This is a genomic window from Amycolatopsis sp. NPDC003731, from assembly GCF_053586895.1.
Window position 1 is genome coordinate 1 of the sequence record NZ_JBSFNC010000055.1, and the last position, 19,629, is coordinate 19,629.

Annotated in this window: 21 protein-coding genes; 14 read left to right on the plus strand and 7 right to left on the minus strand. The window is 72.0% G+C overall.

Translation table 11 applies throughout. The features are described from left to right. Positions 1–407: 407 nt before the first annotated feature. The 3 genes from ACWDN5_RS23150 (at position 408) to ACWDN5_RS23160 (ending at position 2,209) form a co-directional block, all read left to right on the plus strand. Positions 408–1,457 (plus strand): C40 family peptidase, encoded by a 1,050-nt coding sequence (locus tag ACWDN5_RS23150; RefSeq protein ID WP_449677746.1) that lies wholly within the window; start codon positions 408–410, stop codon positions 1,455–1,457. A gap of 62 nt (positions 1,458–1,519) precedes the next feature. After that, positions 1,520–1,942 carry a hypothetical protein gene (locus ACWDN5_RS23155; RefSeq protein WP_449677747.1) on the plus strand — a complete coding sequence of 141 codons (423 nt, stop codon included), beginning with the start codon at positions 1,520–1,522 and terminating at the stop codon, positions 1,940–1,942. Between the two features lie 66 nt (positions 1,943–2,008). Beyond that, positions 2,009–2,209, plus strand: coding sequence for a DUF3072 domain-containing protein (locus ACWDN5_RS23160; RefSeq protein ID WP_310971519.1), 201 nt, complete (start codon positions 2,009–2,011; stop codon positions 2,207–2,209). Between the two features lie 4 nt (positions 2,210–2,213). On the opposite strand, the gene ACWDN5_RS23165 is transcribed toward ACWDN5_RS23160, so the two are convergent. Next, positions 2,214–3,146, minus strand: a complete 933-nt coding sequence (locus tag ACWDN5_RS23165; protein WP_449677748.1) for a PrsW family intramembrane metalloprotease — start codon at positions 3,144–3,146, stop codon at positions 2,214–2,216. A 786-nt stretch (positions 3,147–3,932) separates the two neighbouring features. Between ACWDN5_RS23165 and ACWDN5_RS23170 the strand changes: the two genes are divergently transcribed. Then, on the plus strand, positions 3,933–4,211 hold the full coding sequence (locus ACWDN5_RS23170; RefSeq protein ID WP_310971517.1) for a hypothetical protein: 279 nt from the start codon (positions 3,933–3,935) through the stop codon (positions 4,209–4,211). A gap of 32 nt (positions 4,212–4,243) precedes the next feature. Next, positions 4,244–4,420, plus strand: coding sequence for a hypothetical protein (locus tag ACWDN5_RS23175; protein WP_449677749.1), 177 nt, complete (start codon positions 4,244–4,246; stop codon positions 4,418–4,420). A 4-nt stretch (positions 4,421–4,424) separates the two neighbouring features. On the opposite strand, the gene rho is transcribed toward ACWDN5_RS23175, so the two are convergent. Continuing rightward, the gene (gene rho / locus ACWDN5_RS23180) at positions 4,425–5,486 is read right to left on the minus strand and encodes a transcription termination factor Rho (protein WP_449677750.1); all 1,062 of its coding nucleotides are present in this window, start codon (positions 5,484–5,486) and stop codon (positions 4,425–4,427) included. Positions 5,487–5,732: 246 nt separating this feature from the next. Here rho and ACWDN5_RS23185 point away from each other — a divergent pair, with 246 nt between their 5' ends. Next, positions 5,733–6,248 (plus strand): ATP-binding protein, encoded by a 516-nt coding sequence (locus ACWDN5_RS23185; protein WP_449677751.1) that lies wholly within the window; start codon positions 5,733–5,735, stop codon positions 6,246–6,248. A gap of 692 nt (positions 6,249–6,940) precedes the next feature. On the opposite strand, the gene ACWDN5_RS23190 is transcribed toward ACWDN5_RS23185, so the two are convergent. Beyond that, positions 6,941–7,153 carry a hypothetical protein gene (locus tag ACWDN5_RS23190; protein WP_086838852.1) on the minus strand — a complete coding sequence of 71 codons (213 nt, stop codon included), beginning with the start codon at positions 7,151–7,153 and terminating at the stop codon, positions 6,941–6,943. A gap of 63 nt (positions 7,154–7,216) precedes the next feature. Next, on the minus strand, positions 7,217–9,442 hold the full coding sequence (locus tag ACWDN5_RS23195; RefSeq protein WP_449677752.1) for an extracellular catalytic domain type 1 short-chain-length polyhydroxyalkanoate depolymerase: 2,226 nt from the start codon (positions 9,440–9,442) through the stop codon (positions 7,217–7,219). Between the two features lie 148 nt (positions 9,443–9,590). Here ACWDN5_RS23195 and ACWDN5_RS23200 point away from each other — a divergent pair, with 148 nt between their 5' ends. Genes ACWDN5_RS23200 through ACWDN5_RS23215 form a run of 4 tightly spaced genes read left to right on the plus strand, consistent with a single transcriptional unit; the run spans position 9,591 to position 13,653 of the window. Beyond that, on the plus strand, positions 9,591–11,168 hold the full coding sequence (locus ACWDN5_RS23200) for an alkaline phosphatase D family protein (RefSeq protein ID WP_449677753.1): 1,578 nt from the start codon (positions 9,591–9,593) through the stop codon (positions 11,166–11,168). A gap of 54 nt (positions 11,169–11,222) precedes the next feature. After that, positions 11,223–12,044 carry a helix-turn-helix transcriptional regulator gene (locus ACWDN5_RS23205; RefSeq protein ID WP_310971511.1) on the plus strand — a complete coding sequence of 274 codons (822 nt, stop codon included), beginning with the start codon at positions 11,223–11,225 and terminating at the stop codon, positions 12,042–12,044. A gap of 44 nt (positions 12,045–12,088) precedes the next feature. Next, positions 12,089–12,937: an oxidoreductase gene (locus ACWDN5_RS23210; protein ID WP_449677754.1), complete on the plus strand. Its 849-nt coding sequence runs from the start codon at positions 12,089–12,091 to the stop codon at positions 12,935–12,937. After that, the gene (locus ACWDN5_RS23215) at positions 12,934–13,653 is read left to right on the plus strand and encodes an SDR family oxidoreductase (RefSeq protein ID WP_449677755.1); all 720 of its coding nucleotides are present in this window, start codon (positions 12,934–12,936) and stop codon (positions 13,651–13,653) included. The genes ACWDN5_RS23210 and ACWDN5_RS23215 overlap by 4 nt, the downstream gene beginning before the upstream one ends. Before the next feature lie 152 nt (positions 13,654–13,805). Here ACWDN5_RS23215 and ACWDN5_RS23220 read toward each other — a convergent pair whose 3' ends face one another. Both ACWDN5_RS23220 and ACWDN5_RS23225 read right to left on the minus strand, forming a co-directional pair. Continuing rightward, positions 13,806–14,669 carry an NAD(P)H-hydrate dehydratase gene (locus ACWDN5_RS23220; protein ID WP_310971508.1) on the minus strand — a complete coding sequence of 288 codons (864 nt, stop codon included), beginning with the start codon at positions 14,667–14,669 and terminating at the stop codon, positions 13,806–13,808. Beyond that, positions 14,647–15,366 (minus strand): histidine phosphatase family protein, encoded by a 720-nt coding sequence (locus tag ACWDN5_RS23225; RefSeq protein ID WP_449677756.1) that lies wholly within the window; start codon positions 15,364–15,366, stop codon positions 14,647–14,649. The genes ACWDN5_RS23220 and ACWDN5_RS23225 overlap by 23 nt, the downstream gene beginning before the upstream one ends. An 82-nt stretch (positions 15,367–15,448) precedes the next feature. Here ACWDN5_RS23225 and ACWDN5_RS23230 point away from each other — a divergent pair, with 82 nt between their 5' ends. Then, positions 15,449–16,669, plus strand: a complete 1,221-nt coding sequence (locus tag ACWDN5_RS23230) for a PP2C family protein-serine/threonine phosphatase (protein WP_449677757.1) — start codon at positions 15,449–15,451, stop codon at positions 16,667–16,669. 19 nt (positions 16,670–16,688) lie between these two features. On the opposite strand, the gene ACWDN5_RS23235 is transcribed toward ACWDN5_RS23230, so the two are convergent. Then, the gene (locus ACWDN5_RS23235) at positions 16,689–17,072 is read right to left on the minus strand and encodes an STAS domain-containing protein (protein WP_310971505.1); all 384 of its coding nucleotides are present in this window, start codon (positions 17,070–17,072) and stop codon (positions 16,689–16,691) included. A gap of 169 nt (positions 17,073–17,241) precedes the next feature. Between ACWDN5_RS23235 and ACWDN5_RS23240 the strand changes: the two genes are divergently transcribed. Genes ACWDN5_RS23240 through ACWDN5_RS23250 form a run of 3 tightly spaced genes read left to right on the plus strand, consistent with a single transcriptional unit; the run spans position 17,242 to position 19,621 of the window. Next, on the plus strand, positions 17,242–17,622 hold the full coding sequence (locus tag ACWDN5_RS23240) for an STAS domain-containing protein (RefSeq protein ID WP_449677758.1): 381 nt from the start codon (positions 17,242–17,244) through the stop codon (positions 17,620–17,622). Beyond that, entirely contained in the window at positions 17,622–19,205 is a 1,584-nt protein-coding gene (locus tag ACWDN5_RS23245; protein ID WP_449677759.1) for a PP2C family protein-serine/threonine phosphatase, read from the plus strand. The genes ACWDN5_RS23240 and ACWDN5_RS23245 overlap by 1 nt, the downstream gene beginning before the upstream one ends. Beyond that, positions 19,202–19,621: an ATP-binding protein gene (locus ACWDN5_RS23250; protein WP_449677760.1), complete on the plus strand. Its 420-nt coding sequence runs from the start codon at positions 19,202–19,204 to the stop codon at positions 19,619–19,621. The genes ACWDN5_RS23245 and ACWDN5_RS23250 overlap by 4 nt, the downstream gene beginning before the upstream one ends. Positions 19,622–19,629: the final 8 nt, after the last annotated feature.

The following is a 19,629-nucleotide window of genomic DNA, read 5'->3' on the forward strand; positions in this document are numbered from 1 at the left end:
ATCTGTTGTGGGGAGGAGAATCACGCAACCGGATACAAGGGACGTACAAACCGGATTCGCCCGTTCTCGACCACGAAGCCGCCTCGACACCGGTGACGGCATGTAATTCCAACCACATTCGGGCCCGTTTTCACTGGTCCAGCCGTGTTGACCGGCGTCACGGAGAGTTTCAAGGGGCCCCCACTGGACTCTCCCGTGCTCGTTTCGTAACCTGTTCGAGATCTCGCGGCCCCCGGTCGTCCCCAGACGGCGACGCGAGATCGCCGCCGACACCCCCTGCCGGGTACCGGACCCCCACCGCGGGCTCTTCCTGTTGCGGTCGAGCACGCCCCGGGGACGGGCGAGGCCCCCGACTCGCCGTCCCGGTACCCGCCGGCGGCCGATCAGCAAAGGAGACCGGCGCGAGAATGCGTTCGCATCCCGTCAAGCGCGTGGTGTCAGGTGCCCTCGCAGCGGCCTCGGTGATCACCGTCGTCACCATGGCCCAGCCGGCCACCGCCGCCCCCGTCCCCGCGCTCCAGGCGCCGCCTACCGGCTCCGACGCCCTCGCCAAGTACCGCGAACTCGCGGCGCAGGCGGAAAAGCTCAACGAGGACCTGCTCCGCGCCCAGGACGACCTGACCGCGAAGCAGGGCCAGCTCGACAAGGCCAACGCCGACGTCACCAACGCGAAGAACGCCGGCGCCCAGGCGATCGAGGCGAAGCGGAAATACCAGTCCGAAGTGGACAAGTTCGCCGGTGCGTCGTTCACCAGCGGTGTCCAGATGAACAAGCTGTCGGCGCTGCTGGCCGGAACGTCCACTCAGGACTTCCTGGACCGTTCGGCGGCGCTCGAGGTCATCGCGACCGACAAGAACGCCGCGATGGACAACCTCAGCGGCGCGGCGGCCAAGGCCGCGGCGGCCGAGAAGACGGCCGCCGACGCGGCGAAGCAGGCGCAGGACGCCCGGGACGCGGCGGCGAAGCTGGCCTCGGACATCGAGGCCAAGAAGAAGGACCTGCAGGGCCAGATCGACCAGATCGAGGCCCAGAGCCGGTCCCTCAGCAACGCGGACAAGGCCGCCCAGAAGGACACCGGCGGGGCGGCGCCGAACGTCAAGGCGCCCACCGCGGCGGCCCAGACCGCGGTCAACGCGGCGCTGAGCAAGCTCGGCAGCGCCTACGTCTGGGGCGCCACCGGGCCGAGCACGTTCGACTGCTCCGGCCTGATGCAGTGGGCGTACAAGCAGGCCGGGATCTCCCTGCCGCGGAACTCGGCGGCCCAGGCCGGGTTCGGCACGCCGGTGTCGCGCGACCAGCTGCAACCCGGCGACCTGGTCGCCTACTACTCCCCTGTGTCCCACATCGGGATGTACATCGGCGACGGCAAGATGGTGCACGCGCCCACGAGCGGCGACGTCGTCAAGATCTCGCCGCTGATGAGCCAGTACGCGGGAGCCACGCGCCCCACGGCCTGAGCGCACGACCGGTGCCCCGTTCCGCGAAGTGTAGAAATCGCGGAACGGGGCACTTTTCGCGCATGGAAGACATCCCTGACGCCGCCACCGTCGAAGCCGTCGGCAAGGTGACCGAGGCGCTCGAGACGATCGAGCGCGCCCGCGGGCACCTCTACTCCTTCCACCAGCTGACCGGAAGCGCGGACCTGGCGCTCGGCGAGGCCGTGGAGCAGCTGGAGAAGGCCGGGCACGGCGACTGGGCGCGGCGGATCTCCGAAGAGCTCATCGGGCTCAACGTGTTACCCGATCGGTGGACATTCCAGGTCGTCGAGGAGTACGACGACGGCTACTACAAGGCGTGCCGCGACCTCGAGCGCGAGCTGCTCGCTTCGCTCACCGGAGGACGCCGCCACCTGCACGAACAGCAGATGAAGGACGACCGCCGCACGCACGGGCGGCCGGGCCACGAGGCGGGTGCCCCGAGCACGCCCCCGGCCGGCACCTGACCGGCGATTGTCGGACCCCTGCGCTACAGTCGACCGCAGACGAACAAACGTTCGATTGGAGGAGTCGTGACCGATCAGGTGGAGCCCAACCCCGAGAAGGACCCGAGCGACTGGACCACCGGCGACGAGCCGATGACCGGGCCGCAGAAGTCGTACCTGCAGACGCTGGCGCAGGAAGCCGGCGAAGAGGTGCCGGAGGGCCTGACGAAGGCAGAGGCGTCCGAGCGGATCGACGCCCTGCAGAAGGCGACCGGCCGCGGCACGTGAGGGGTCAGCGCGCGGGGATCCGCCACAGCACGGTGGGTTGCCGTTCACCCCGCCGGGCCCGCGCCCGGACGGCGAGCAGCCAGCCGATGCCGATCACCGAAGCGAGGGCGAGGCCGCCCCAGGAGAGCACGGTGAAGACGTCGGCCTGCAGCGCGGTCGGCTGCGGCTGGTAGCCCTGTTCGAGCTGGACGTGCTGCCAGGGCGTGCCGGTGAGCAGCAGGGTGAGCACGAGGGCGATGCCGTGCATGGCGTCCCAGAGGGCGTGGAGGAGGGCGACACCGAGGTAGCTGAGCAGCAGGCGGAGCGTCAGGGCGAAGTGGCGGTGGTCGCTGGCGGAGAAGAGCACGCCGCCGAGGATCGCGGTCCACAGGCCGTGGCCCACGGGCGCGAGCACGCCGCGGAGCAGCTCGGTCTGGACGAGGTCCATGAGCGAGAGCCCGCGTTCGGTGAACAGCGCGGTGAAGGCATAGCCGGCCGACTCGAAGGCGGCGAACCCGAACCCCACGGTGGCGCCCAGGACGAGCCCGTCGGTGGCGAACTTGACCCGGAGGTGCCGAGTGAGCACGGCCAGCACGGCGAGCTTGACGGCCTCTTCGATCAGCCCGACCCCGGCGAACAGCCAAGCGGAGGGATGCAGCAGGTAGGACTCGAGCAGCGAGGCGGCCAGCACCCCGAGCACCCCACCGGCGACGAAGGTGCTGAAGAGCAGCTCGGAGGTGACCTCACCACTCCGCCGCCGCCCGAAAGCCCAGGCGACGAAGGTGACGGGCACGAGAAAGCTCCCGAGCAGCACCACGGTGGGCACGAGGTTCGGGTTGCCGGTGACGAAGGTGACGACCACGGCAAGCACCCAGAGAAGGGCACCGACGAGGAACATCCGCAGCCAGACCCGGCGTGACCGGGCCCCGGCCGCGGGCCGAGCGGACGGATGGGCCATGGGGGTACTGTGCCCTGGTTTCGGCAGCTCCGCACCCGCTGGACTTCGATCCCGGCTGCGAGGTTCGCCTTGCTCACGCCGGCTCGCCCTCGCTCGCGCCGGTGCACCCGCGCCGGGCGGCGCCCGCGCCGGGCCACACCCGCGCCGGGCCACGGTTCCGTCGGGTCACGCCGGGCGGCACCCGCGCCGAGCCACGCTCGCGCCAGGCCAACGCTCGCGTTGGCCTCACCGGTGCGCCCCGGCGGGGCCACGCCCGCGCGAGCACACCCCTCGCCATGCCGCCACTCCCCTAGCCAGGCCGCACGCGCGCCGGTGCACCCGCGCTGGATGGCGCCCGCGCCGGATGGCGCCCGCGCCGGGCCGCGCTCACGTCGGCCCCGCCCGCGCACCCTCGCCGGGCCGCGCCCGCGCACCCTCGCCGGGCCGCGCCTGCGCACCCTCTCGCCAAGACGTCTGTCGCGGCTCCCCAGGCAAGCCGCACGCGCCGATCGACCCTCAGCGAGCCGCCGGGCTTGAGCCGGCCCACGCCACGCCTTCCGGTCCGCCGAGCCGCCAGGTCGCCTTGGCGCCCCAGCGCTTGAGCCGAGGCAAGCACCACCGTCCACGTGCGGTTCGGCGCCACAAGGGCTTGTCCGGGCGCGCGGTGCGTCCTTCGGCGGCACTCCCCGAGTCCGGCCGGCACAGCACCCGGCCCGCACCCTCATCGGTGTGCCCCACACCACGGCTTGCGAACCGCCCCAGCGGGTAGCCAACCCGAGATGCCCTACTGCCGAAGGAGGACATCCCGTGTACCTGACCGTGCTGCTCGTCAGCCTCGCCGGGCTGCTCGTGCTCGGTGGCGTCGCCGTCCGGGAGCTGCCGAAGTCCTATCCCCTCACCGCGAAGCGGACCCTCGTCGCGGCCTGGGTCGTGGCCGCCGCCGGGGTTGGGTGGTGGGCCTTTGCTCCCGGTGCGGCTGCGCTTGTCGTCACCGTTGTCGGGTTCGGCTTTCTCGTTGCCGCCCTGAATCGGGGGCCGGAACGGCCGTCCTACCCGCGTTCGACCCCCTACCAGCCACCTCGATGAGTGAAAGCGCGCGCACTGGGTACCTCCCGGGGATGTCCCAGCCGAACGAACAGCAGCCCGAGATCGCCCGGTCCGGCACCCCGGATCCCGGCCGAGCCGAGGACCCGCTCTACCGCCCCGGCGAGGGCGAGCCGGCCGATCACCCCGAAGAGACGCGCGGTGTCGGGGCGAAAGTGATCGGTGAGCTGCGGGAACGTCGCGAAAGCTGACCGTTCAGGCCGCTTGCGGCAGCGCCGCGCCCGTCACGCGGAGCAGGAACTCGGCGTTGGAACCGGTCTTGCGGAGCTGCTCCAGCAGCTGCTCGATCGCGTGCGGCCCCGGCAACGCCCGCCGGACCTCGCGCATCGCCGCCAGTTCGCCCGGGGTGACCAGCAGTTCTTCGCGCCGGGTGCCGGATGCCGCCACGTCGACCGCCGGGAAGATGCGTCGCTCGGCCGTCTTGCGGTCGAGCTTGAGTTCGAGGTTTCCGGTGCTCTTCAACTCCTCGAAGAACACCGTGTCCGCCAGAGAACCGGTTTCCACCAGCGCCGACGCGATGATCGTGAGCGAGCCGCCGCCCTCGATGTTCCTTGCGGCGCCCAGGATTCGCTTCATCGGCTGCAACGCGGCCGCGTCGACGCCGCCGGACAGCGTGCGGCCGGAGGGACGCGCCGAAAGGTTGTACGCGCGGCCAAGACGGGTGAGCGAGTCGAGCAGCAGTACGACGTCTTCGCCCTGTTCCACCAAGCGTTTCGCGCGCTCGACGGTGAGTTCCGCCACCGCCACGTGCTCGGCCGGCGGCCGGTCGAAAGTGGACGCGATCACTTCACCGCGGACGGTCCGGCTCAGCTCCGTGACCTCTTCGGGACGCTCGTCGGCAAGCAGGACCAGCAGCCGGCAGTCGGGGTGGTTGACCGACAGCCCGTGGCCGATTTCCCGCAGCACCGTGGTTTTCCCGGCTTTCGGCGGCGAAACGACCAGGGCGCGCTGTCCCCGGCCGAGCGGGGTGACGAGGTCGATGACGCGCGGCAGCAGTCGCGTCGGCGTGGTTTCGAGCAGGAGCCGGCGGTCCGGGTGCACCGGCACGAGGTCGGCGAACCGCGGACGCGGCTCGCGCGGGTCGCGGCCGTTGACGCTGATGATCTCCTCGGGGGTGCCGGCGACCTCGTCGCCGGGCCGTAGATTGTGTTTGCGGACAAGGGAGAGCGGGATCGCGACGTCGTCGGGCGCGGGCCGGTAACCGGGCCGGACGAACGGGGTTTTGCCGGACAGGTCGAGGATTCCGTGAAAAGGCATGGGTGTCTCCTGAGGTGGTGATGGGCCTGCGCACGGACGGCGAGGCCGCGAAGAAGGAAAGAGGCCGAGTGGCCTGGATCCGGGGAGCTGCCTCCGGGCGGCCGAGGGGCCGGCATCCGCGAGGAGCGTCTCCACTGTAGCGACTCATCTCACGAAGCACAACGGGTAAGACTTCGTGGCGGTGGGTAGTCCATGAGAGAAGCCCGCTGAAACGGGGGAACTGCGGCTGAACGATGGGAGCGGATCGTGTATCGACATACCCCGGAAACTGGCGTCGATACGGGCGAGAGCACCGACGCCGACCAAGCCGGGACCACGGCCCCGGAGCGCGTTGCCGCCGGAGCCGTGGTCGCCTCGACCTTCGAAGAACTGGCGCCGGCCCTGCCCAACGAGATGGCCGGCCTGCGCCGCAAGCTGATCCACTGGCTGGGCGAGTTCCCGCTCGACCCGGACAGCACGCACGACATCACGCTGGCCGCGTACGAAGCACTGGCCAACGTCGCGGCCCACGCCTACCCGGACGGCCACGGCTGGGCCCGCTTGCAGGCTCGCCGGGAGGGCGACGCGATCACGGTGACGGTGACGGACACCGGCTGCGGCATCCCGGCGACCCGCCCGAGGGTGGCGGGCCTGCGGACCTCGGGTGGCCGCGGCCTGCTGCTGATCGACCAGGTGGCGGACCAGTCCGACATCGACTCGGGAGAAAAGGGAACCACGGTCCGCATGACGTGGCGCCCACCGGCCCTCAGGAACGCAGGCTGACGCGCCGGGCCGGCCGCGGCAACGGCCGGCCGAGCACCAATCGGCGCACCACCCGCCGGCTCGCCTGACCGCGCGCCGGCGGGTTTGCGCCTGGCGGGTTTCGCTCGAAAGGCGAGCGAGATCGGCCGACGCCGGCGCCGCTGGGAGCGGCCGAAGGCTCGGCCTCTGCCCGAAATGGACCTGCAGGGCACCAACGGCTCGCGGCGCGCCGGGCAGACCCCGAACTGCCGAGGCACCTCGCAGGACACGAACGACCCACGGCGCGCCTGGCAGGACACGAACGGCCCGTGGCGGGCTTGGCACGACACGAACGACCCACGGCGCACGTGGCAGGACACGAACGGCCCGCGGCGGGCTTGGCACACCACGAACGACCAAGGCAGACTCAGCCAGGGCACGCCTCGTGGCGGGCTTGGCGGACCACGAACCACCCGAGGCAACCCCAGTAAACGCGAGCGCCTCGCAAACCGCGCCCTCTTCGGCTCGGGCGGCTCTCGCTGAATTCAGATCCCGGACGCACCCGCCCGGCCGGCGACATTCACGCCGCCGGACTGTGCCCGCACCGCAGAGTCACGCCCGCCTCGAACCACGCGCCGGACGGTGCCCGCCCTGCAGCGTCATGCCCGGCTCAAACCATGGGCGGGCGGGCACGCGTCGCCGATCAAACCTGCATCAATCCCCCAGCAACCCCCTCAAGCCACCTCGGCCAGGCGGACCAGCCTGTTCCTCGGGTACGAAACCAGCTCCCGCTCCCCGTCCGTCGTGAAGATCTCGACGGAGTCCTCCAGCAACTCCGCCGAATTCACCTGCAGCTGCCACGCGGGCAGCCCCGGCGCCGGCTCGTGCCAGAACCACTGGCCCTTGGTGAGCTGGTGCGCCGGGACTGTCGCGTCGTCCGTTTTCATGTGCTGAGGCTATCCGTCACCACCGACAGTTTTCGCAGCACCTGGAACCTGTGATCACGACCACTACGGACTCGTGCAGGTCACCGTGGGGTCGGTGAGGTTGCCGCCGTGCTGGACCGTGAAGCCGATGACGTTCCCGCTGCCGTTGGGCTTGGCCGTCAGGACGTAGCCGGTGCTGTCCCACGTTCCCGTGTAGTTCCAGCTGCCGATCACCTTCTGCGGGGCGTGGAACGTGATCGTCAGCGTCCAGTTGTTCGTCCCCGACACCGTCACCTGGCCGTTGAAGCCCACGTTCCACTCGGCCGTCCGCGAGTACGCCGCCGAACAGCCGCCAGGCGCCGGGGTGGTCGTGGTGGGAGAGGTAGGTGTGGTGGGCGTCGTGGTAGTCGGCGGGACATCGCCGTTCAGCGCCTCGAGGACCGCCGTGTAGGCCGCCTTCTTCTGGCCGTTGCCGTCGAACAGCAACGGTGTGCCCGACGCCCGCCACGAATCCGTGTCGCGGATGCCCCAGACTGTGATCCCCGTGCACCGCGTGACCGCCATGCACGCCGAAGTCACCGTGCGGAAGTTGGCCGCCTGTGCCGTTCCCGAGCCCTCGATGTCGAGCTCGGTGAGCTGGACGTCGACGCCGAGGTTCGCGAAGTTCTGCAACGTCGTCTGGTAGTTCGACGGCACCGGGCTGTTGGGGTTGAAGTGCGACTGGAAGCCGACGCAGTCGATCGGCACGCCGCGGGACTTGAAGTCCTGGACCATGCGGTACACGGCCTGGGTCTTCGCCTGGTTCCAGTCGTCGGTGTTGTAGTCGTTGTAACACAGCTTCGCGCCCGGGTCCGCCGCCCGCGCGGCGGTGAACGCCGCCTCGATCCAGTCGTTGCCCGTGCGCTGCAGGTTGGAATTGCGGCGGGCGCCGGAACCGCCGTCCTCGAACGCCTCGTTCACCACGTCCCACGCGTAGATCTTGCCGCGGTAGTGGGTCGCGACCTGGGTGATGTGGTTCAGCATCGCCTGCCGCAGCGCCGAACCCTCCATGCCCTGCATCCAGCCCGGCTGCTGCTGGTGCCAGGCCAGCGTGTGCCCGCGCATCCGGGCACCCTGGCTCGTCGCCTGGTTCACGATCCGGTCCGCGTTGGTGTACGAGAACTGGCCCTGCGCCGGCTCGGTCGCGTCGATCTTCATCTCGTTCTCCGGGGTGATCATGGAGAACTCGCGGCTGAGGATACCCGTGTACACGCTGTCCGACAGCTTGCTCGCCGAGACCGCCGTGCCGAAGTACCGCCCGCTGCTCGCCGCCGCGCTGCCCAGCGTGGTCCCGGCCGGCGGTGTGGAAGACGTGGTGGTAGTGGGCGTGGTCGTGGAGCCGCCGCTGTTCAGGCCCAGGAACGCGATCGCGTACGGGATCATCCCGTTCTGCGGCAGCGAATGGCCCGCGCCCTGGACGCTGATGCCCTCGACCGGCGCCTGCGTGCCGGTGGCGCCGTAGCGGGTGCGCGTCCAGCCGGACTGCGGGGCATCACTCGACGACGGCGTCTGGCTCAGCCCCTGCAGATTGGTCCACTGCTTGATCTCTTCCCCGAAGTTCGGGTAGCGCAGCGTGTCGTCCGCCGTGCCGTGCCACAGCTGCATGCGCGGGAACGGGCCGGTGCGGCCGCCGCTCATCTGGCGGGCCTGGTCGCCCCACTGCTGCGCGGTCTTGATCAGCTGGCCGCCCGAGCACTGGCTGTTCCAGCTGGACCCGTCGGTGGTCGCGAAGCAGCCGGCGGGCACGCCCATGAACGCCGAACCAGCGGCGAACACGTCCGGGTACTCCGCCGCGAGCACGTTCGTCATCATCGCGCCCGAGGAGAACCCGGTGACGTACACGCGGGAGGAGTCGACGTTGTAGCGCTGCTTGGCCCAGTTGACCATCGACAGGATGCCGACGGGGTCGCTGCCGCCGCCGCGGGTGAGGGCCTGCGGCGAGGACACGTCGAAGCACTGCCCGCTGCGGGTGGCTTCCGGGAACACGATGACGTACCCGTACTGGTCGGCCGCGGTCACGTAGTCGCGGGCGTAGCCGTTGAAGATCGCCGACGCCGAGCCGGTGCAGTAGTGGACGGCCACCAGCAGCGCCGGGCGGGCGGCGACGCGGTCCGGGACGTACGTGTACATGTTGAGGTTGCTGGGATTGCTGCCGAAGTCGGTGACCCGCGTCAGGCTGGCCGCGGACGCCGGCTGCGCCGCCACGACCAGCACGATCGACGCGGCGATCGCCAGGACGGCGGCGGAAAGGGCGGTGAGGAGTCTTCGCACTCGAGGAAATCCTTTCCGGGGGCGGGAACGCAGCTGCGACGATGGTTCGTCGCCGCGCCCGGCCGGTCAACGATTATCGAAATGTTTCGGGAACTTTCGAGTGGTTCACCGATCGGCCGCGCCGCCGGAGTTCTGGCAGGATTCCGGGATGACCGAGCTCCTGCTGGGCCCGCTGCTGCGGCACGTCGACGCCACCTCGGCGACGATCTGGGTCGAGACGGACGGCCCGTGCGAAGTGCGCATCGGCGAGGCCGGCGCCCGGACGTTCGAGGTCGCCGGCCACCACTACGCGCTGGTCGTGCTCACCGGGCTGGAACCGGGGCGGAGCACGCCGTACGAGGTGCGGCTCGACGGCGCCGTCGTCTGGCCCGAACCGGACGGCGACCTGCCGCCGAGCCGGATCCGGACGCTGGAACCCGGCGATCCGCGGTTCCGGCTGGTGTTCGGGTCCTGCCGCAAGCCGCGGGAGCAGGACGCGCTGGGGCCGGACGCGCTCGCCGCCTACGCCCACCGGATCGCCGGCCTCGACGAGGCCGAGTGGCCGGAATCGCTGCTGCTGCTCGGCGACCAGGTCTACGCCGACGAAACCACCGACGCGACGCAGGAGTGGCTCGCCACCCGGCGGGACACCGAGCAGCCGCCCGGCAACGAGGTCGCCGACTTCGAGGAGTACTGCCACCTGTACTTCGAGGCCTGGTGCGACCCGGCGGTCCGCTGGCTGCTGTCCACCGTGCCGACGTCGATGATCTTCGACGACCACGACGTCCGCGACGACTGGAACACTTCGCAGGCCTGGCGCGAGAAGATGGCCCGGACGTCCTGGTGGCCGGAGCGGATCCGCGGCGCGCTCGTCTCGTACTGGGTCTACCAGCACCTCGGCAACCTCGGCCCGCGCGAGCTCGCCGAAGACGACCTCTACCAGCGGGTCAGCAAGTCGGGTGAGGACAACGCCGAGCTGCTGCGCGAGTTCGCCGACCGCGCCGACCGGGAGGCCGACGGCGCCAAGGGCACCCGGTGGTCCTACCGGCGCGACTTCGGCCCGGTCCGGCTGCTGGTGATCGACTCCCGCGCCGGGCGGATCCTCGAGGGCGGCCAGCGCTCGATGATCGGCGAGGAGGAGTTCGGCTGGATCGAAGAGCAGGCGTCGGGCGAGTTCGACCACCTGCTGATCGGCACGTCGCTGCCGTGGCTGCTGCCCACCGCGCTGTCGGCCGCGCAGTCGGTCAACGAGCGGCTCTGCACCCGGCCCGGGCTCGTGGGGCGGGCCAGTGAGTGGTTCCGGCAGCTGGTGGACCTGGAGCACTGGCCGGCTTTCCGCGCGTCGTTCGAGCGGCTGGCGAAGCTGATCGCCCGGGTCGCGGACGAGGGCCCCGCGTCGGTCAGCGTGCTTTCGGGCGACGTCCACCACGCGTACGTCGCGCAGGCGTGGTTCCCGGGCGGCACCGCGGCGCCGGTCCACCAGCTGACCTGCTCGCCGGTGCACAACACCGTGCCGTGGTACATGAACCGGCTGTTCCGGGCGGGCTGGGCGCGCTCGCTCACCCGGGTCAGTGAATGGCTGGCCCGGCGCACCGGTGTCCCGCCCGCGCCGCTGTCGTGGCACTGCGTGTCCGGGCCGCACTTCGGCAACGCGGTCATGGAGCTGGACGTCGACGGCCGGACGGCCACGGCGACGCTGCTGCGCGCCGACCCGGCCGACGACGAGAAGCCGATCCGGCTGGTCTGAGGGTGGGTGCGCCACGGCCAGGCTCGTGCGCCGATTCCGGGTTAGCCTCGGATCATGGCCAAGGACAACACCCTCGGGGAGTTCCTCCGGGCCCGCCGCGAACAGGTGGGTCCCGAGGAGCTCGGCCTGCCCGCGGGCGGGTCGCGCCGGGTGGCGGGCCTGCGCCGCGAGGAGGTGGCGCTGCTGGCCGGCGTCAGCACCGACTACTACGTCCGGCTCGAACAGGGCCGGGAGCGGAACCCGTCGGCGCAGGTCGTCGACGCGCTCGCCCGCGGGCTGGCGCTGGACGACGACGCCGTCGCCCACCTGCACCGGCTGGCCCGGCCGGAACCGGTCCGGCGCCGGCGCGCCCGGCGGCGTGAGCAGGTCAGCCCGAACCTGCTGCGCCTGATGGACGGCTGGCCGGACACGCCCGCGCTCGTGCTCGGCCGGTGTCTGGACGTGCTCGCGCACAACGCGCTGGGCCAGGCGCTGTTCGCCGGGCACACCCACAGCGGCGACCTGGTCCGGCTGGTGTTCCTGGACCCGGACGCGCGCGAGTTCTACCCGGAGTGGGAGCGCGTGGCGGTGAACACGGTCGGCGGCCTGCGGGCGGCCGCCGGGATCGACCCGGACGACCCGCGGCTCATCGACACGGTCGGCGAGCTGTCGGTCAAGAGCGCGGACTTCCGCCGGTTGTGGGCCCGCCACGACATCCGGCAGAAGACCCACGAAACCAAGCGGTTCCGGCACCGGCTGGTCGGCGAGCTGGAGCTGAGCTACGAGGCGCTGACCGTGAACAGCGCCCCGGGACAGCAGCTGATCGTCTACCAAGCCGAGCCGGGCAGCCCGTCGGAAGCGGCGCTGAAGCTCTTGGGCAGTCTCGCCGCTTCCTGACCCCACCTTTCCGAATCCCTCCACAATGGACGGAGTACTTCGTCGTGCCCGAAAACCCGGTCTGGTTCATCACCGGCTGCTCCACTGGCCTCGGCCGCGCACTGGCCGAAGCCGTGCTCGGCCGCGGACTGCGCGCAGTCGTCACCGCCCGCGATCCGGCGCGGGTCGCCGACCTCGCCGAAGCGCACGGCGACCGCGCGCTCGCCCTGCCGCTCGACGTCACCGACCACGCCCAGGTCGTCGCCGCCGTGAAGCGGGCCGAGGCGGTGTTCGGCCGGATCGACGTCCTGGTCGGCAACGCCGGCTACAGCTACCTCGCCGCGGTCGAAGAAGGCGAGGACGAGGAGATCCGGAAACTGTTCGACACCAACGTCTTCGGCCTCGCCGACGTCACCCGCGCGGTCCTGCCCGGCATGCGGGCACGGCGCAGCGGCCACATCGTCACCGTGTCGTCGCTCGGCGGCCTGGCCGCCTTCGGTGCCACCGGCTACTACCACGCGACGAAGTTCGCCGTGGAGGGGTTGTCGGAGTCCCTCGCCGCGGAAGTGGCGCCGCTGGGCATCAAGGTGACCATCGTCGAGCCCGCCGCGTTCCGCACCAACTGGTCCGGCCCGTCGATGCGGCAGTCGGCGGTCCGCATCGACGACTACGCCGAGACCGCGGGTGCCCGCCGGGAGGCGACCCTCGCGACCTACGGCCGGCAGCCGGGCGACCCGGCCCGCGCCGCCGAAGCCGTCCTCACCGCCGTCGGCAGCGACGAACCGCCGCTGCGCCTGCTCCTCGGCCGGGCCGCCTACGACATCGCCACCGCCCGGCTCGACGCCCTCCGCTCCACGTTCGACACCTGGCGCGAGACCACCCTCGCCGCCGACTTCCCGGAAGGAACCCTGTGAAGACCGTCCTCATCACCGGCGCCAGCAGCGGCATCGGCCGCTCCACCGCGCTCCGCCTGGCCGGCGAAGGCCACCACGTCGTGCTCGGCGCCCGGCGCGAAGACCGGCTGACCGCGCTGGCCAAGGAAATCCACGACGCGGGCGGCACCGCCGACGTCCACCGCCTCGACGTCACCGACCGCGCGGACGTCGCCGCCTTCGCCGACGCCGCCGTCGAAGCGCACGGGCGGATCGACGTCTTCGTCGCCAACGCCGGCGTGATGCCGTTGTCGCGGCTGGATTCGCTGCACGTCGACGAATGGGACCGGATGATCGACGTCAACGTCCGCGGCCTGCTGCACGGGATCGCGGCCGTGCTGCCGCACTTCCGGCTCGCAGGCGGCGGGCACTTCGTGACGGTCGCCTCCACCGGCGCGCACGAGGTGGTGCCGACGGCCGCGGTCTACTGCGGCACCAAGTACGCCGCCCGGGCGATCACCGAGGGCCTGCGCCTGGAGGCCGACCCGGGTATCCGCGTGACGACGATCTCCCCCGGCGTCACCGAGTCCGAGCTGGCCGACAGCATCACCGAACCGGGTGCGCAGGAAGCGATGCGCACCTACCGCGCGGTCACCCTCCCGGCGGACGCGATCGCCGGGGCCATCGCCTACGCGATCGGGCAGCCGGACGGCGTGGACGTCAACGAGGTCATCGTGCGGCCCACCGCCCAGCGGTAAGCCGTGTCGACCCTCCAATCACGCGTGTCGACCCTCCAATCACGCGTGTCGTCCGTTTCCGCACGGCATGGCGGCCGGCTCGTGTGATTGCCGGGTCGACACGCGTGATCAGGAGGTCGACACGCGTGATTGCGGGGTCGACACGGTGACGCTCAGCGCTCCAATTCGGCGATGACGCGCGGGATCTCGGCCACCAGCTCCCGGGCCAGCAGGCCGGTGCTGCCGGTGTCCGGGATCAGGCGCTGGCCGGCCACGGCGTGGACGTGCGTCGCCCAGCAGGCCGCCTGGTCGACGGCCGCGCCCCGGGCGAGGAAGCCGCCGGTCAGGCCGGCCAGGACGTCGCCGCTGCCGGACGTCGCCAGGCCGACGTGGCCGCTGCCGTCGCGCCAGACCCGGCCGTCCGGCGCGGCGACCACGCCCATCAGCAGCACCACGCCGCCGTAGCGGCCGGCGATCCGGACCGCCGTCTCGAGGTCGTCGACGTCCTTTTCCTCGCAGCCGTCGAGGAAAGCGGCTTCCACCCGGTTCGGCGTCAGGAGGAGCCGGCCGGACAGGGGCTCGGCGAGGGCCGGGTCCCGGCTCAGCGCGCCGAGCGCGAAGGCGTCCAGCACCACCCGCGCGTCCGGGGCGATCGCCGGCACCAGCCGGCGCAGCAGCTCCTCGGTCTCCGCAACGCCGGTCAGGCCGGGGCCGGCCACGACGGTGCCGGCGCCGGAGAGCACTTCGGTCAGGCGGTCGTCGGCGGCGATCGCCCCGGTCGAGGTCTCCGGCAGGCCGAACACCGACGACTCGGGCACCGAGACGCCGATCGCCGTCGCGTGCCGTTCGGCGACCGCCAGCTGCAGCGTGCCCGCTCCGGCGCGCAGGGCGGCGGTCCCGGACAGCGCCGGTGCGCCCGGCACCGTCCGGGCGCCGCCGATCACGAGCACGGTGCCCCGGTCCTCCGCGCCGATCCGCCAGTCCCGCAGCAGGGCCGGGCTGATCGGCGCCGGGTCAGGTGAGCTGCTGCGCGGCATCGTCGTCCGCCGTCGGCGGGGTGTCGGTGGCGTGCAGGTGGCCGACCTCCTGGGCCAGCACCATGGTGAACCCGCCGTCGGCGTCGCGCTCCCAGGCCGTCACCGACCCGTTCGGGACCTCGGTGGCGTTCGCCGCGCGCAGCAGATCGGGTTCGGGCAGCCCTTCGAGCAGGTAGCGCAGGGCGAAGACGGTCATCTCGTGCGCGGCCAGCAGAACGCGCTTTCCGGCGTGCTCCACGCTCAGCTCGGTGAGCAGGGACCGCAGCCGCAGCACGACGTCCGCCCAGGACTCCCCGCCCGGCGGCCGGTAGTAGAACTTGCCCAGCCGCCGCTTGCGCCGCAGCTCGTCGGGCCACCGCTCGGCGACGCCGTGCGAGGTCAGCAGGTCCAGTACGCCGAGCTCCCGGTCGCGCAGCCGTTCGTCCGGGACGATCGGCATGCCGTCGGGCGCGGCCAGCCGGGCGGTGTCCCAGGCACGGCGGTAGGTCGAGGTGACGACGACGTCCGGCGGGTGCTCGGCGAGGAACTTCCCGGCCGCGGAAGCCTGTTCCCGGCCCAGGTCCGTGAGCGGCACGTCGGCGTCGCGCTCGGCGATGTCGATCACGTCCGCGCCGGCCGATTCCGCCTCTTCCCTGGCCACGTTCCCGGTGCTCTGGCCGTGCCGCAGCACACCCACCCAGTCCAAGTCGACGTTCACGACCGGCTGGTTACCCCGCGGGACCCGCCGTCGAAACCCGGGATGGTTAGGACCGCAAAGCAGTTGCGGCTAGGGTCGTTCCATGTCGCGAAGTCTCGACGCCCAGAACCGGCTGCAGCAGCTGGAGGCGATCATCGGCGCTCCGGCCGCGCACCTCGGTCTGGCCGAAATGCTCGCCGAGACGCTCGACCGCCTGCGTGAGGTCATGGCGGTCGACACCGCGACCGTGCTGCGGTACCAGCCCAGCGGCCGCCAGCTGGTGGCCTTCGCGGCGGCGGGCATCGAAGAGGAGGTCCACCAGGGCGTGCGGGTGCCGGTGGGCAGCGGGTTCGCCGGCACGGTGGCGCTCCAGCGCGCTCCGGTGATCCTGGACCACGTCGACGAAACCACCGTCGTGAACTCCCTGCTGTGGGAACGCGGTCTGCACTCCATGCTCGGCGTGCCGATGCTGGCGGGCAGCGAGCTCGTCGGGGTGCTGCACGTCGGTTCGGTCACGCCCCGGGCGTTCGGCGAGCCCGAAGTGGCCACCATGCAGCTGCTCGCCGACCGCCTCGCGATGGCGATCCAGGTGGAGGCCCTGGAGGAGAACCGCACCGCCACCATGGCGCTGCAGCGCAGCCTGCTGCCCAGCAGCCTGCCCGACGTGCCCGGCCTGGACTTCGGCGCCCGGTACGTGCCCGGTGCCGAGACCGGGCTCGGCGGGGACTGGTACGACCTGTTCTCCCTGCCGGGTGACCGGCTCGGCGTGGTGATGGGCGACGTCTCCGGCCACGGGCTCGACGCGGCGGTGATCATGGGCCGGCTGCGCAGTGCCCTGCGCGCCTACGCCCTCGACTCCGAAAGCCCCGCCGAGGTCCTCGCCAAGCTCGACCGCAAGGCCAACCATTTCGAACACGGCGCGATGGCCACGGTGGCCTACGGGATCATCGGCCCGGACCGCGAGGCGCTGACGCTGTCGCTCGCCGGGCACCTGCCCCCGGTGCTCGCCGAGCCCGGCGAGCCGGGCAGGCTGGTGGACTCGCCCCCGGATCCCCCGATCGGGCTGACCATCGGCGTGCCGGAGCGCCGGACGACGGTGGTCGAGCTGCCGGAAGACGCCGTGCTGGTCCTCTACACCGACGGCCTGGTGGAGCGCCGGGACCGCCCGGTGGACGTCGGCATGACACAGCTGGCGGAAACCGTCCGCGCCGGGGACCCCGAGCGAATCTGTGCCCAGGTGATGGCGACGATGATCGGCAACCGGGCGGCCCAGGACGACGTCGCCGTGCTGGCCATCCGGCGCCGTGCCGTCCCGGCCGGGTGAAGCGGCCGGGACGATCGGGTCAGGACCCGGCGAGCGCCGCTTCGCGGGTCGGGAAGAGCGAAAGGCTCTCCTCCAGCCCGGTCAGCTGGATCGGGCGCAGGGTGGCCCGGCCGGACGCGACGATCCGCACCGCGGTGCCGGTCCCGGCGTTGCGGTGGATGGTCAGCAACGCGGTCAGACCGGGTGAGGCGAGGAACTCGACGCGGGTCAGGTCGACCACCAGCACCGGCGGCTGCTCCGCCAGTGCTTCGTCCGCGGCCTGCACGAGCGCCGGTGCGGTGGTCGTGTCCACGTCGCCGACGACCTCGACGACGACTGCTTCTCCCTGCTCCGTCCGGGCGATCCGGAACTCCCCGAACGGCACAGCGGTGGCCGAGCTTTCGAGGTGGGTGTGCTCGGTCATGGGTTTTTCTCCTCGCCTTCGGCAGCTCCACCGGGGAACCGGCGGGCGTGCGTGATCACGAAGGCTGTCTGCTCAACCGCTGTCAATCATGCCTGCCCGGGCGGCCCGCCGCCGTGTCAGCACCCCCCTCCGCTTTCAGCCGCCTCTCCCAGCAGGCAAGATGGGCGCCATGGGCGAACGGGACGTGACGGGGGACTCACTCGACGACGCCGCCGAGCCCGCGGGATCGGTCGTGCTGGAGCACCGGGACGGCGTGGCGGTGCTGCGCGTCGACGGCGCCCTCGACCTCGCGCTCGCCCCAAAGTTGCGCCAATTGGCGGAACGAGCCGCGCGGCTGCAGCCGTCGCTGCTCGTCATCGACCTGACCGACGTCACATTCCTGGCCTCGGCGGGCATGGCCGAGCTGGTCCGGGCCCATCGCGGGCCGGCCGCCTCGGCGCCGCTGCGGGTGGTGGCCACCGGCCGGATCACCCTGCGCCCGCTGGAGTTGACCCGGCTGATCGACGAGTTCGCCATCTACCCGTCGCTGTCCGAAGCGCTGGCTCCCTGATGGCGTCCCGTTCGGAGTTCGACGCGGTCCTCGACGCGGTGCGCGGGGCCTTCGTCGGCGGCGACGGCGTCCCGGCCGCCACCGAGGTCCACCCCCTCGGCCCGGCCCAGGTGCGCGCGGTGCTCGGCGAGCACTTCGCGCGGGCGGTGACCGATCCCGAGGTGCTCGCGGACCTGGTGCCCGGCAGGGAGATCACCCACGCGGTCGCCGTCGCGGCCGACGGCGGCGAGCGCGGCGCACTGGTCTATACCACCGAGAACCTCGGCGGGGTGCCCGCGGCCGTCGCCGCCGCGATCGACGCCGCCACTGCCGGCCTGGCCGCCACCGTCCGGCGGCTGCGGGGCGAAGCCGCGGTCCTGGACGCGCTGCACTCCACCGGCCGGGAACTGACCGCACAGCTCGACATCGACCGGATCGTGCAGGACGCGACCGACGCGGCCACGAAGGCGACCGGAGCCGGCTTCGGCGCGTTCTTCTACAACCTGGCCAACGAGTTCGGCGAGTCGTACACGCTGTACACGATCTCCGGGGTGCCGCGGGAGGCGTTCGCCCGGTTCCCCATGCCGCGCAACACCGACGTGTTCGCGCCGACGTTCGACGGCGCCGGCACCGTCCGCAGCCCCGACATCACGCAGGATCCGCGGTTCGGCCGGAACGCGCCGCACCACGGGATGCCGGAAGGCCACCTGCCGGTGTGCAGCTACCTCGCCGTCTCGGTGATCAGCCCGACCTCCGGCGAGGTCCTGGGCGGGTTCTTCTTCGGCCACCCCGAGCCGGACCGGTTCACCGCGCGGCACGAGTACCTGGCCGAGGGCATCGCCGCCTACACGGCCATCGCGCTGGACAACGCCCGGCTCTACGAGCGCGAGCGCACCCTCGCCACGGAGCTGTCCCGCAGCATGCTGCCGGTCGCCCCGCCCACCCCGGGCCTCGACGTGTTCACCCGGTACCTGCCCGCGGCCACCGGGAGCAAGGTCGGCGGCGACTGGTTCGACGTGATCCGGCTGCCGTCCGGGGCCACCGCGTTCGTCATCGGCGACGTCGTCGGCCACGGCGTCACCGCGGCGACGGTGATGGGCCAGGTCCGCACGGCCGTCCGCAGCTACGCCCTGCTGGAGCTGCCGCCGTCGGAGGTGCTGCGCAACGTCTCCGAGCTGACCACCGGGTTGTTCGGCGAAAGCTTCGTGACCTGCTTCTACGCGGTCCACCGGCCCGCCGACGGGACGCTCGCCTACGCCAACGCCGGTCACCTGCCCGCGATCCTGGTCCGCCCGGGCGAGCCGCCCGAGCAGATCGGCGAGGCGCTGGCGCAGCCGCTGGGCGTCGGCTCGGTCTTCCCGCAGCGCACCGCGGGCTTCCCGGTCGGCGCGGACCTGGTGCTCTACACCGACGGGCTGGTGGAAAGCCGCACCCGTGACCTCACGCTGGGCGTCGGATGGCTGCTGGCGGGTATCCCGGGCCTGCTGACCGCCGCCGACCTCGAAACGGCGTGGGACAAGCTCGTCGACGAACTGACGCGCGGACGGCACGACGACGACATCGCCGTGATCCACGTGCGCCACCGCGGAGAGGACAGCCCATGACGGACCCCCTCCAACCCGGCGCGCCCGCTCCCCCGGCCTCCTTCCACCGACGCACGGCCGCGATCGCCGAGCGGCTGCCGGAACTGCGGGAAGCGCTGGCCCGGTGGCTGGCCACGCTGCCGCTGGGCCTCGAACGGCGGGAGGACATCGTCCTCGCCGGCTACGAGGCGATGGCCAACTCGGCGGAGCACGCCTACCCCGCCGGCGAGACAGGCCCGGTCGACGTCCGGGCCGAGGCCCTGCCCGGACGGCTGACCGTGACCGTCACCGACTACGGCACCTGGCGCCCGCCGGTCGCCTCGAACGGGCTGCGGGGCCGCGGCCTGCTGCTCATCGACACCCTCGCCGACCACAGCGCGCAGGTGCACCGCGACGACGGCACCACGGTCACCATGACCTGGCTGACCGGCGGCTGATCACCCGG